At 44.4% G+C, this 12,065-nt stretch carries 13 protein-coding genes and 1 tRNA gene; 7 read left to right on the top strand and 7 right to left on the bottom strand.

Translation table 11 applies throughout. The annotated features are described in order from the left end of the window. On the top strand, window positions 1-1,490 hold a 1,490-nt coding region (locus ACWB1W_RS02445; RefSeq protein ID WP_479369810.1), incomplete at its 5' end, for a helicase-related protein. Between the two features lie 29 nt (window positions 1,491-1,519). Here the strand turns inward: ACWB1W_RS02445 and mtaB are convergent. Further along, the gene (gene mtaB, locus ACWB1W_RS02440; RefSeq protein ID WP_479369809.1) at window positions 1,520-2,752 is read right to left on the bottom strand and encodes a tRNA (N(6)-L-threonylcarbamoyladenosine(37)-C(2))-methylthiotransferase MtaB; all 1,233 of its coding nucleotides are present in this window, start codon (window positions 2,750-2,752) and stop codon (window positions 1,520-1,522) included. 21 nt (window positions 2,753-2,773) lie between these two features. Here mtaB and ACWB1W_RS02435 point away from each other — a divergent pair, with 21 nt between their 5' ends. Further along, window positions 2,774-3,046 carry a hypothetical protein gene (locus tag ACWB1W_RS02435; protein WP_479369808.1) on the top strand — a complete coding sequence of 91 codons (273 nt, stop codon included), beginning with the start codon at window positions 2,774-2,776 and terminating at the stop codon, window positions 3,044-3,046. Here ACWB1W_RS02435 and nadC read toward each other — a convergent pair. Then, a complete protein-coding gene (gene nadC, locus ACWB1W_RS02430; RefSeq protein WP_479369807.1) occupies window positions 3,000-3,824 on the bottom strand; it encodes a carboxylating nicotinate-nucleotide diphosphorylase in 825 nt (274 codons plus the stop codon). The two genes, ACWB1W_RS02435 and nadC, sit on opposite strands and share 47 nt — an antisense overlap. A 7-nt stretch (window positions 3,825-3,831) precedes the next feature. Continuing rightward, window positions 3,832-3,919: transfer RNA gene (locus tag ACWB1W_RS02425), tRNA-Leu, on the bottom strand. Window positions 3,920-3,971: 52 nt separating this feature from the next. Here ACWB1W_RS02425 and mnmE point away from each other — a divergent pair. From mnmE to prfA, 4 genes are read left to right on the top strand one after another with little or no spacing between them, the layout of a single operon-like run. Next, on the top strand, window positions 3,972-5,318 hold the full coding sequence (mnmE, locus tag ACWB1W_RS02420) for a tRNA uridine-5-carboxymethylaminomethyl(34) synthesis GTPase MnmE (protein WP_479369806.1): 1,347 nt from the start codon (window positions 3,972-3,974) through the stop codon (window positions 5,316-5,318). Between the two features lie 10 nt (window positions 5,319-5,328). Beyond that, on the top strand, window positions 5,329-6,636 hold the full coding sequence (gene rho / locus ACWB1W_RS02415) for a transcription termination factor Rho (protein WP_479369805.1): 1,308 nt from the start codon (window positions 5,329-5,331) through the stop codon (window positions 6,634-6,636). Window positions 6,637-6,685: 49 nt separating this feature from the next. Beyond that, window positions 6,686-6,892 (top strand): 50S ribosomal protein L31, encoded by a 207-nt coding sequence (gene rpmE, locus ACWB1W_RS02410; RefSeq protein ID WP_459775422.1) that lies wholly within the window; start codon window positions 6,686-6,688, stop codon window positions 6,890-6,892. A 3-nt stretch (window positions 6,893-6,895) separates the two neighbouring features. Continuing rightward, window positions 6,896-7,984, top strand: coding sequence for a peptide chain release factor 1 (gene prfA / locus ACWB1W_RS02405; protein WP_479369804.1), 1,089 nt, complete (start codon window positions 6,896-6,898; stop codon window positions 7,982-7,984). Here the strand turns inward: prfA and minE are convergent. Genes minE through minC form a run of 3 tightly spaced genes read right to left on the bottom strand, consistent with a single transcriptional unit; the run spans window position 7,981 to window position 9,567 of the window. Further along, a complete protein-coding gene (gene minE / locus ACWB1W_RS02400) occupies window positions 7,981-8,211 on the bottom strand; it encodes a cell division topological specificity factor MinE (protein ID WP_479369803.1) in 231 nt (76 codons plus the stop codon). The genes prfA and minE overlap by 4 nt on opposite strands. Window position 8,212: 1 nt before the next feature. After that, on the bottom strand, window positions 8,213-9,004 hold the full coding sequence (gene minD / locus ACWB1W_RS02395; protein WP_479369802.1) for a septum site-determining protein MinD: 792 nt from the start codon (window positions 9,002-9,004) through the stop codon (window positions 8,213-8,215). Beyond that, entirely contained in the window at window positions 8,986-9,567 is a 582-nt protein-coding gene (minC, locus tag ACWB1W_RS02390; protein WP_479369801.1) for a septum site-determining protein MinC, read from the bottom strand. The genes minD and minC overlap by 19 nt, the downstream gene beginning before the upstream one ends. A 26-nt stretch (window positions 9,568-9,593) precedes the next feature. On the opposite strand from minC, the gene ACWB1W_RS02385 reads away from it, so the two are divergent. Then, complete coding sequence (locus ACWB1W_RS02385; RefSeq protein ID WP_479369800.1) at window positions 9,594-10,184, top strand: RNA ligase partner protein; 591 nt, start codon at window positions 9,594-9,596, stop codon at window positions 10,182-10,184. On the opposite strand, the gene dxs is transcribed toward ACWB1W_RS02385, so the two are convergent. Next, window positions 10,181-12,064: a 1-deoxy-D-xylulose-5-phosphate synthase gene (gene dxs / locus ACWB1W_RS02380; RefSeq protein ID WP_479369799.1), complete on the bottom strand. Its 1,884-nt coding sequence runs from the start codon at window positions 12,062-12,064 to the stop codon at window positions 10,181-10,183. The two genes, ACWB1W_RS02385 and dxs, sit on opposite strands and share 4 nt — an antisense overlap. Between the last annotated feature and the right edge of the window lies 1 nt (window position 12,065).

Genomic DNA, 12,065 nt, shown 5'->3' with positions numbered 1-12,065 from the left:
TCCATAAAAAAAGTGTCGGTTGGAACATTCTTGAGCTGGCAAACAGGGAAAAAGTCGGAATAATGAACGAGACAACCCCCTTTGAAAGGGAAGAGAGGGAGGAGGCGGAGATTGCCTTTCATAACGCAGACGTTCCCAAAGAGGAGAGGGACAAGATAGAGAAAGCCTTCAGGGAAGGAAAACTTCCCGTTCTCGTGGCAACCTCAACGCTTGCTTACGGCGTGAACCTCCCGGCCGACACGGTAATAATAGGCGTAAGGGGAGTAAGGGACCGGAAAACGAGAAAGGTAAAGGTATACCCCGAAACCCTTGATATTCTCCAGATGGAGGGAAGGGCAGGAAGGCTCGGGATAAAGGAAAAGGGCTACTCTTACATTCTTCCTTACGGACTTAGGGAAGACGAGCTTATAAGGGAACTTGATAAGAAACTTAACGAAGAGTTCAAACCCTATTTAAGGGAGGCTCTCCTTTCGGAAGAGAGAAAGAAGGTTCTCTCACTTTTTATACTCGTTGGATACCTTCACGAGGGAGAGAACTTCAGGAACTTCCTTGAAAGGACATACTCCCTGAAGGATTTAGCTTACTCGGTTCACATAGACGAAGTTTACAACTGGCTCAAGGCAAGGGGATACATAGAAAAGGGGAAACTGTCGGATAAAGCCCTGTTCTGCATACGTTCCGGAATGCCTCCCGTGAATTACGAGGAATTCCTAAGAAGGAAAAAACTCGGACTTGATACACTCGTTTATATAAGGCCCCTACTCTTTACGAAACGTTTTGACGGACTTTACGACTTTGTGAAGAAAGGGGAAACCTTTCCCGAAGATGACGCTTACATAAGGGAAAAGCTCCTTCCTTGCGGGGTTGGGTGTTTCGGAGATAACACACACCAGTTTCTCTTTTACATAGAAGGTCTTACCTTCAAGTATAGGAATATCCAGAACCCTCCGGGAGAGTTTTCTTATCTTGGGACCGATGTTCTTCACCTTCTGAGAAGCATGCTTGAGATAAGGGAGATAGGAGACCTTGAACTAACACCGAGGGATATGCTAAGGGTCGCACAGGCTATAAAATACGGACTCACCCTTGATTACGCTTCCCTTGGAGGCATAAAGGGCGTAGGACATATTAGGGCGAACCTCCTAAAAAGGGTTTTATATTACGAGGACATACAACCCCCGGAGATAGGTTCCCCCGTTGAGGAACTCATTGAGAAGCTCTTAGGACATTTCGGGAGCGAAGAGGTCTTAAGGAGGTATATGCTTGACGTTCTTATGAGGGATAGACTGCACTCCGATAAGCCCACACAGAGCGTGAGAAGAGAGGTAAACGCGGTTATGAATACTCTCCGAAGGAATAAAGAAGGGTTCTTAATAGACGATAAGATTCTTCTCACTTTGGGTGTTCTCCTTCTCGGTCCAAACGCGATAAAGATGAAGAAAAGGGAACTTATAAACGAGGTCTTAAACTATCATGAGATAGAGTTCTGATTATAAACAATCTCCGCATACTTAATAAGTTAAAGGATAATCTCAAAAAGCTCCCCTACTTCCTTATAACCTTTCCTCCTTATGTCTATGTAGTTTTCCGTAAGAAGTCTGTCCTCTTCTACTACTATTGCCCTTAACTTTCTTCCTTTATTCTTTTCGTAAAACTCCTCTCTCTTCTTTTCGTCAAGCTCTTTGAGGATTCTCACCCTTTCCTTCTTAACCCTTTCGGGAACCTTAGGTTTTATTTTGCTCGCCTTAGTGTTCGGTCTGTCCGAGTAGGGAAATACATGCATATAGGCTATGGGATTTCTCTTTAGAAACTCGTAAGTTTCCTCAAACTCTTCTTCACCTTCTGAAGGAAAACCCACTATCACATCAGTTCCTATTGAGCTTTCAGGTCTTCTTTCTACTATGTAATTAACGACCTCTTCGTATTCTTCCCTCGTGTAGCCCCTATCCATTAACTTAAGGATTTTATTTGAACCGCTCTGGAGGGACAGGTGGAAGTGAGGGGCTATCTTTTCCTCCGAGGTTATAAGCTCAAGCAGGTTACGGTCCATCTCCTTTATATGCATTGAAGAAAGTCTTATGAGTTCTATTCCCTTTACCTTTATAAGCTCTTTTAGGAGCTCGTAAAGGGTGTATCCCCTGTCCCATCCGTATTGAGAAAGCTGTGTTCCCGTAAGAACAATTTCCTTGAAACCTCTTTCGGCCAACGCCCTCACCTGTTCAATCACCCTCTCTTTCGGGACGCTCCTTACTTTTCCCCTAGCAAAGGGAATAATACAAAAAGTGCAGAACTTATTACACCCCTCCTGAACTTTTAAAAAGGGTCTCACCCCCTCAAAGAAAAGAACTGTATCGTAATTCCTTACCTCCTTTTCCCTGAAAATCTCACCGACGATAACTTTTTTCTCCCTCTTTTCAAGGTATTCCTCAACAATCTTTACTATCTCCGATTTATGGGTGTTCCCTACAACTATATCAACCTCCTTCAGGCTTGCAAGGGCTTTAGGATTTACCTGTGCGTAACACCCTGTTGCCACGACAACAGCTTTAGGATTTCTCCTTTTCGCTCTATATATAGCCTGTCTTGAAGAACGGTCCCCGCCGACGGTTACCGTGCAGGTATTTATAACGTATACGTCCGCTATTTCTTCAAAATCAACGATTTTATAACCATTCTCCATAAACTTTGTTCTCATCAGGTCGGTATCAAACTGGTTCATTCTGCAGCCGAGGGTCTCAAAAGCTACTTTCATAAAAATTTAAAATATAGATAAATGCTTAAGCTTTTTCTCTTAATTCTCTTCCTTATAGTTTTCAACATTATCTTTTCCGTTTACTCCCTAAGGGAGTGGAAGGAATACACAGAGATGTATTTCTTATACAATAAACTTGCCCGTGAAAACCTTCTCCTCCTTAAAGAAATAGAGGAAAAACTGAATTACGACGAACTAATAAGGTATGCACGAAAAAGAGGATTTAAGGACATTTCTCCCGAGGACGTCAAAGGATTTTTAGAGACATATCAACCCAGCGGGAAGAGTGAATGATTGAGCCGGAGGAAATGAAGTCTACTCCTTCAACAGCGTAAAGTTCTACGTTTTCAAGGGAGATGTTTCCCGAAACCTCAACGAGAGTTCTTTTGTTTATGAGTTTTACTGCCTCTCTCACCTCTTGGGGTAAGAAGTTATCCAGCATAACTATGTCAACGTTCAGTTCAAGGGCTTCTTTTACTTCCTCAATACTTTCAACTTCAACCTCTATCTTGTAAAAGGGTGAAACCCTTTCCCTTACTCTATTTACCGCCTCCCTTAAACCTCCTGCAACCCTTTTATGGTTGTCCTTTATGAGAACCATATCGTATAACGCAAACCTGTGGTTTGTCCCTCCGCCGACTCTTACCGCATACTTCTCAAAGAGCCTAAAACCGGGTGTAGTTTTTCTCGTATCCAGGATTTTTATACCCTTACCTTTAAGCTTTTCTACAAACTTCTTAGTCGTTTTCGCTATGCCGGACAGTCTTTGAAGTATGTTGAGGGCTGTTCTTTCTCCCATCAGAATATTCCCGGCGTTTCCCTCAAGGGTTGCGAGGATTTCTCCCTTTTCAAATGTCTCCCCTTCTTTCTTCCTGAACTCAACTTTCACATCTCCGAGTATATTGAAGAGCTCAACTACAAACGGGGAGCCGGCAAGAACTCCCTCTTCTTTGGCCTTTATTACCGCCTTTGCTCTCTCCCCTCTGTATATTCCTTCTGTGGTTATGTCTCCCGTTCCGAGGTCTTCCTTTAAAAACTCTATTAATTTTTCTCTTACGAGAATTTCGTTCATCGTTGGGTGGTGGGGGTGGAGGGAGTCGAACCCTCACGGGCTTAAAGCCCAGGGGATTTTAAGTCCCCCGCGTCTGCCAATTCCGCCACACCCCCTTCTAAAAACTTATATTATACTAATAGAGAACTCCTTCAGACAACACAAACCATGCGCGAACCAATCGTAGCTGTAGCTACTCCTTACGGTGAGAGTGCAATAGGTATTGTCCGCTTATCGGGCAAAGGTGTCCTTGATATAGTGAAACGTTTTTTCAAAACCAAAGGTAAGATAAAGCCCAGATACGCTCACTTCGGAAGGCTTTACGACGAAGAGGGCGAAGAGCTTGACGAAGGTATACTCATATACTACAAAGCACCCCATTCCTATACCGGCGAAGATATGGTTGAACTTAACCTCCACGGGAACCCCCGTATACTTAAAAAGGCTGTGGAGCTTTTCGTAAGTGCAGGGGCAAGGTTAGCCGAACCGGGTGAGTTCACAAAAAGGGCTTTCCTAAACGGAAAGATGGACTTAACACAGGCGGAAGCGGTAGCGGAGCTCATATCTGCAAAAACGGAACTTGCGAGAAAAGTAGCATTAAGACAGCTTCGCGGAGAGCTTTCAAGGTATATAAGACCCCTTAGGGACTCCCTTCTTGAGCTTATGGCTTACATAGAAGCGGATATAGAGTTTGCAGAGGAAGATATTCCTACACTTACCAAGGCACAGGTTCTTGAGATGGTGGATAGGGTTATAAAGGGAATTGAAGAACTCCTCAGAACTGCAAAGACCGGAAGGGCAATAAGGGAAGGGATAAAACTTGCACTAGTCGGAAAACCAAACGTCGGAAAGTCCTCACTCTTTAACGCGCTTCTGAAAGAGGAAAGGGCTATAGTTACGGATATAGCGGGAACAACGAGGGATTACATAGAGGAAACTCTAAACCTGAAGGGTATTCCCGTGAGGCTTGTAGATACCGCGGGAATAAGAAAAACAGAGGACCCGGTGGAAAAAATAGGTGTTGAGAGAAGCAGGAAAAAGATTGAAGAAGCTGACCTCATACTCTTCGTAGTGGATGCGAGTGAAGAACTCACCCCGGAGGATTTAAGGATTTACGAGGAGGTAAAAGATAAACCTCACATAATTGTTGCCAATAAAGTTGATAAGGGAATTAAGGCAAACCTTGAAAAGTTTGGAGAAGAAAATATAATAAAAGTAAGTGCCCTAAAGGGCACGGGTTTAGAAGACCTTTCGGAGGAAATCCTTAATCGGGTGGGTGTGTACTTAGGGGAAAGTTATAACGTATATATATCCTTAAGACACGAAACGCTCCTGAAAAAGGCAAAAGAAACCTTGGAGCGTTTCAGGGAGGAGTATAAGGAAAGGGATATAAGTCCCGAGATAGCTATGCTTGACATAAGAGAGGCTTCCGATTACCTGGGGGAAATTCTCGGATACATTTCAACGGAAGACGTTCTCGGAAAGATTTTCTCAAACTTTTGCATAGGTAAGTGAGGAGGTAAGCATGGCGGAAACTACACAAACTAAGCAACAGCAACAAGAGCTTAAGCTTTTTACGAAGGAAGAGCTAAAACAGAAAACCCTTGCGGAGCTACAGAAGATAGGAAAGGAGGTAGGACTGAGCAGAACAACGGGACTAAAAAAGGAGGAGCTCATAGAGAAGATACTTCAAGCCCAACTTGAAAAGAGCGGGTTAGTGAAGGTTGAAGGAGTTCTTGAGATACTCCCGGAGGGATACGGATTTTTGAGACTTCAGGAGAACAATTACATGCCGAGCTATAACGACGTTTACGTAGCACCATCCCAGATAAAGAAGTTCGGACTAAGAACAGGGGATACCATAAAAGGCTTCGCAAGGTTACCGAGGGAAAACGAAAAGTACAAAGCCCTGATAAGAATGGAGTCGGTAAACGGACTTCCGCCCGACCCTGAGATACTCAAGAAGAGACCTCAGTTTGAGAAGTTAACCCCCCTCCACCCTATGGAAAGGTTTAAACTTGAATACGACCCGGGCGAGCTCTCAACCCGTGTAGTCAGTTTAATCGCACCAATAGGTAAGGGTCAGAGGGGATTAATAGTAGCACCTCCTAAGGCGGGAAAAACTGTTCTGCTTCAAAAGATAGCCCTTGCACTCATACACAACCATCCCGAGGTTTACCTCATAATTCTACTCATAGACGAAAGACCGGAAGAAGTTACGGAGATGAGAAGAATAGTGAAGGATAAGGCGGAAGTTGTTGCTTCCACCTTTGACGAGCCTCCCGAAAGACATATGCAGGTTGCAGAAATAGTAGTTGAGAAGGCTAAAAGAATGGTTGAGCTGAAGAAGGACGTCGTCATTTTAATGGACTCCCTCACGAGATTTACCAGAGCTTCAAACGCTGTAACACCACCAACGGGAAGGGTTCTCACGGGTGGTATTGAGATAACGGCGTTCCAAAGACCGAAGAAGTTCTTCGGTGCAGCGAGAAACATCGAAGAAGGGGGAAGCTTAACCATAATAGCCACAGCCCTTGTGGAAACAGGTTCAAAGATGGACGACGTAATATACGAAGAGTTCAAAGGAACGGGTAATATGGAAATACACCTTGACAGGAGACTTATGGAAAGGAGAATATTCCCCGCTATAAACATAGAGAAGTCCGGAACGAGGAAAGAAGAACTTCTTCTTGAACCTTGGGAACTCCAGAGGGTTTGGGTTCTCAGAAAGTTTCTATCAACGATGGACCCCGTTGAGGCTATGGAGTTTCTACTTGATAAACTAAAAAGGTTCAAGACGAACGAGGAGTTTCTCAAAGCTATGAACGCTTGAACTTAAGAGGGATTTATAATAACTTTTTTATCTTGCGAGGAGGTATGGGATGAAGAAAGGAATACACCCCGAACTCAAACCTACGACCTTTGTGTGCGGTTGCGGAAACACCTTTACGCTTCTTTCTACGAAGGGCGGGACCGTATACCTTGAAGTTTGTAACCAGTGCCATCCCTTTTACGCGGGCAAGCTAAGGATAAAGCCCGCTTACTACGAGATGCAAAAGGAGCTTGAGGGAGGTAAGGCACAAGAATAAACCATGCTAAAGGATACCCTGCTTTCAAAGCTTGACAGAATACAGGAAAAGTATAAGAAACTTCAGGAGGAGTTAACGAAGCCCGAGGTTGTAAAGAACGTAGAGAAGTATAAGAAACTGAGTAAGGAGCTGAAGGAGCTTCAAGAAATTAACGAGCTCTATGAAAAGTATAAAAAGCTTCAAAAGGAGATAAAGGAACTGAAGGAAATTTTAAGAAGCGGAGACAAGGACCTAAGGGAGCTCGCCCAAGAGGAACTGGAAAGACTTTCCGAAGAGCTGAAAAAAGTTGAGGAAGAACTAAAAATCCATCTCGTTCCGAAGGACCCGAACGATTCAAAGAACGTAATTCTTGAGATAAGGGCCGGAGCCGGAGGGGAGGAAGCGGCACTCTTTGCCGCTGATCTATTCAGGATGTATCAAAAGTATGCGGAAGAAAAGGGCTGGAAGGTATCGGTTCTATCTTCAAACAAGACGGGACTCGGCGGATACAAGGAAGTAATAGCCCTCATAGAGGGAGAAGGGGCTTACTCAAGGCTAAAGTACGAGAGCGGTGTTCACAGAGTCCAGAGGGTTCCGGTTACCGAGAGCGGAGGAAGAATACACACCTCAACCGCAACGGTTGCGGTTCTCCCCGAAGTGGGAGAAGAGGATATTAAGATAAAACCGGAAGAGCTCAAGATAGAAACCTTCAGGGCTTCAGGTGCCGGGGGACAATACGTAAACACCACGGAAACCGCTGTGAGGATAACCCATATACCCACCGGTATAGTTGTCCAGTGTCAAGACGAGCGCTCCCAGTTCCAGAACAAACAAAAGGCTCTGAAGATTTTATACGCTAAGCTAAAGGATTACTACGAAAGGAAGAAGCAAGAGGAGATAGCGAAGGAGAGAAGGGAGCAAGTGGGAACCGGAGAAAGGAGCGAGAAGATAAGAACCTACAACTTTCCCCAAAACAGAGTAACGGACCACAGAATAAACCTAACACTTTACAAGCTCCAGGACATTCTTGAGGGCAAACTTGACGAAATTATAGATGCGCTAAGGGCTAAAGAGCTCGAAAAAAAGCTCCAGAAGATAGAGGAGGAGGGCTAATCCTTAAACGGTATACATATCCTAAGTTCTTCTGTTTCGCTATTTCTCCTTATATCAACGTCTATCTTTTCCGCGTCAAAGTAAGGATACTTGGAAAATACGTTAACGAGATCTTTTTTTATTTCGTCAACAATTTTCGGAGGTAGGCCGCTCCTTTCATATGTAAGAATTACCTGAAGCCTTCTTTTAGCTACATCCTTACTTTTCGTCTTAAAAAGCCCGAACAACTCAATAACCTCCGAATAACCTGCTGAGAATTCCTTTCTTCTCTCCGTAGCGCTTTAGGGGGACATCTTCTCCCATTACCCTGCGGGCTATATCCACTATGGCCTTTGAAGCGGGAAATTCCTTGTGAAGAACTATAGGCTCTCCTTTGTTGGTAAAGTCTATGAGTTTCGGTTCTTCGGGGATAATCCCGATTAACGGAGCTTTAAGTATATCAATTATATCCTCAACCGATAACATTTCACCTTTCTTTACAAAGTCCCACTTAATTCTGTTCACAATAATTGAGTATTCGTTTTTTTCCCTACTCTCAAGGAGTCCTATTACTCGGTCGGCATCCCTTATGGACGAAACTTCCGGATTAACAACTATAAAAGCCTTTTCCGCCGGTTCTACAGCTATCTGAAAGCCCTTCTCTATACCCGCAGGTGAGTCTATGAGTATGTAGTCGTAATCTCCCGACTCTTTCATTTCCCTTACCATTTCAACCCAATTCTTTATATCAACTACGTCCTTATTAGCCCTCTGATTGGCAGGGAGAAGCCAAAGGTTTAACCCTCTTTTATCCTTAACGAGTGCTTTCTCGTAATGAACTCTTCCCTCAAGAACATCAAGAACGTCGTAAACTATCCTGTTCTCAAGTCCGAGAATCATATCAAGGTTTCTCAGACCTATATCCGCGTCGATTAGCAAAACCCTTTTTCCGAGCTCAGATAGGGCAACTCCTAAGTTCGCGGTAATTGTGGTTTTACCGACACCTCCTTTTCCCGACGTAATCACGATAACTTCAGCCATCTTTCCGCTCCCTCTATAGGTTCAAGTATAATCTCTCCTCCCTCAAGTTTTGCAATTTCGGGATATCCGGGGGAATTTCTTTCATCATCCTGCAGGATTGCTATTCTCTTCCCTATCTGTATCATCTGGGGTTCCATTATGAGGGCGACTATTACCGCCTCGTCGTCTCCTATGAGTCCCGCTCTCGCTATGCCCCTAAGCTTTCCCATAACGATTATGTTTCCGCCAGCCACTACTTCCGCATCCCTGTTTACATCTCCGAGAACGAGTATATCCCCCGAGTGTTCTATCCTCTGACCAGCTCTGAGGGGTTTATTTACTATCAGAAGTCTTTTTCTCTCCTTATCCCTTTTGAAGTTCACAGAACGGTTTCTTATAGTCTCTTCAATTTTTTTTCTTTCTTCCTCGCTCAAAACTTCGGGATTTTCTATAACAACTATGCTTCCCTCAAAAATTTTGTTATTAAGTTTTCCTTTAATCTCTTTTATCAGATTTTCTATATCTCCCTTTTCCTTTATCCGTATGTATACAACGGGTGCTGTTTTTCCCTTTATCTCAATCACCTTAAGTATATTTTAAAATAAAGCCTATGGAAAAGTTTGTGCTTGATACGAGTGTGTTTACGAACCCCGATATATACAAAACCTTTGAAGAGGATCCGCCCGGAGCAGTTGAAAACTTTATACATCTTGCCCTTAACTCGGGAGCGGAGTTTTACATGCCAACGTCTATATACGACGAACTCAGAAAGATACTTGATATTGGTGAACTATGGGCTGAGTTTGAGATGGTCGTAAAGATAAGGTCTCCCAGGAGGTTTAAACTAACCATACCTGCGGACTTTTTATACGAATTTATTGACGAGATAAGATACAGAATTAACAAGGGATTAAGGATAGCGGAAGAACACACGAGAGAGGCAAGTGCCTGTGAAGATGTGGGAAAACTCATAAATAAGCTTAGAGAAAAGTACAGGGAAGCTCTGAGACAGGGTATTATTGACAGCAAAGAGGACGTTGACGTTCTTCTTCTCGCTTATGAGCTTGACGGAATCCTCGTTTCTGCGGATGAAGGTTTAAGGAAGTGGGCGGATAAAATAGGGATAAAGCAGATAGAACCGAGGTTTTTCAGAAGGGTTCTTGAAAGTTTAATAAGACACAAAACACCAAAGGGAGATTAGTATATCTTTCCGAGAAGCGCCTCCTTTACCGCTTTTTCTATGCTTTCAGCGTCTATACCCACGAGTTTCCTCAGTATATCCTGCTTGCCGTGTTCTATGAACTTGTCCGGAACACCGAGATTTATAACTCTTTTCATTATGCCTTTTCTTGCGAAAAACTCAAGAACACCGCTTCCGAAACCTCCCACAACCGTGTTATCCTCAACGGTTATGAAGAGCTCGTATCTGGACGCCAATTCCTCAAGCATCTTCTCGTCCATGGGTTTTACGAATCTCGCATTAACAACACCTGCCTTTATACCCTCCTTGAGTAGCCTTTCTGCTGCGGTAACGGCCTGGTATACGGGATAGCCAACGGCAAGAATTACGGCGTCTTCACCCTGTATAAGCTCTTCCCACGTTCCTATCTCAATCTTATTAAATCCTTCCGTAGGAACGCCGTAAGCCGCACCTCTTGGATATCTTAAAGCGAAGGGTTTACCGCTGTATATACCCGTGTATAAAAGGTCTCTAAGCTCCTGCTCATCTTTGGGAGCACAAACGACCATATTCGGAACACACCTTAGGTATGATAGGTCAAATACACCGTGGTGGGTTGGTCCGTCGTCTCCTACAAGTCCCGCCCTGTCTATGGCGAAGGTAACGGGCAGGTTTTGGAGTGCTACGTCGTGAATTACCTGGTCATAAGCCCTCTGGAGGAAGGTTGAGTAGTAGGCTGCAACGGGTCTCATTCCTTCGGCAGCCAGTCCCGCTGCGAAGGTGCAGGCGTGCTGTTCCGCTATACCTACGTCAAAGAACCTGTCCGGGAATCGCTTAGCAAACTCAACGAGTCCTGAACCCTCTCTCATTGCAGGTGTAATCGCAACTATCTTCTCGTCTTTTTCTGCAAGCTCAACGAGGGCCTTACCGAAAACAGAGGTCCAGGTGGGAGGTGAGCTTTTCTTTATAATCTCTCCCGATTCGATCTTATAGGGGGCAACTCCGTGCCACTTTACAGGGTTCTCTTCCGCGGGCTTGTATCCTCTTCCCTTCTTCGTGTAAACGTGAAGGAGAACGGGTCCTTTTATCTCCTTTACGTTCTTGAGTGTTTCCTCAAGGGAGGGGAGGTTATGGCCGTCTATGGGACCTATATAGTTAAATCCGAGCTCCTCAAAGAGAACTCCAGGGGAGATTATACCTTTTAGGAACTCCTCGGTTAGTTTCATAAGTCTGAGGGGCGTTTCTCCGAAGTGCTGGAGAAAGGACTTTATCTTCTGCCTCGTTTCCTGGACGAAGTGTCCGCTTATTATCCTGTTCAGGTAAGTTGATATAGCTCCGACGTTGGGAGATATTGACATCTCGTTATCGTTCAGGATAACGATAAACCTTTCGGGTCTTACGTGTCCCGCGTTATTTAAGGCTTCGTAGGCCATTCCTGCGGTGAGTGCCCCGTCTCCTATTACAGCTACGACGTAGCTGTCTTTATCCCCTTTGAGGTCCTTTGCTATTCTAAAACCGAGGGCTGCAGAAATGGAGGTTGAGCTGTGTCCTGCTCCGAAAGCGTCGTAAATGCTTTCTTCCCTTCTGAGGAATCCCGAGATACCCTTATACTGTCTGAGGGTGGGAAACTCTTCCTTCCTGTCTGTGAGTATTTTCCATGGATATCCTTGGTGGCCTATGTCCCAAACTATCACGTCTTCGGGAGGGTTGAATACTCTGAGAAGTGCTATAGTGAGCTCTACAACTCCGAGGCCCGGTCCGACGTGTCCTCCGTTTTTTGATGTAACCTGTATTATGTAATCCCTTACCTCTTTTGCAAGCTCCTCAAGGGTTTTATAATCAAACTCCTTAAGGTCCTTGGGCCCTCTATAATCTTTTAAAATCTTATACCTCTCAAGCATA

The organism is Aquifex sp. (assembly GCF_056494385.1).
Note: the sequence above shows the minus strand (reverse complement) of the source record. Positions and strands in the feature narration are given on the sequence as shown.

Coding starts and splice junctions, on each gene's coding strand:
- mtaB (WP_479369809.1), bottom strand. CDS start 2,752: ATGAAAGTAGCTTTTGAGACCCTCGGCTGCAGAATGAACCAGTTTGAT.
- ACWB1W_RS02435 (WP_479369808.1), top strand. CDS start 2,774: ATGCTTAAGCTTTTTCTCTTAATTCTCTTCCTTATAGTTTTCAACATT.
- nadC (WP_479369807.1), bottom strand. CDS start 3,824: ATGAACGAAATTCTCGTAAGAGAAAAATTAATAGAGTTTTTAAAGGAA.
- mnmE (WP_479369806.1), top strand. CDS start 3,972: ATGCGCGAACCAATCGTAGCTGTAGCTACTCCTTACGGTGAGAGTGCA.
- rho (WP_479369805.1), top strand. CDS start 5,329: ATGGCGGAAACTACACAAACTAAGCAACAGCAACAAGAGCTTAAGCTT.
- rpmE (WP_459775422.1), top strand. CDS start 6,686: ATGAAGAAAGGAATACACCCCGAACTCAAACCTACGACCTTTGTGTGC.
- prfA (WP_479369804.1), top strand. CDS start 6,896: ATGCTAAAGGATACCCTGCTTTCAAAGCTTGACAGAATACAGGAAAAG.
- minD (WP_479369802.1), bottom strand. CDS start 9,004: ATGGCTGAAGTTATCGTGATTACGTCGGGAAAAGGAGGTGTCGGTAAA.
- ACWB1W_RS02385 (WP_479369800.1), top strand. CDS start 9,594: ATGGAAAAGTTTGTGCTTGATACGAGTGTGTTTACGAACCCCGATATA.
- dxs (WP_479369799.1), bottom strand. CDS start 12,064: ATGCTTGAGAGGTATAAGATTTTAAAAGATTATAGAGGGCCCAAGGAC.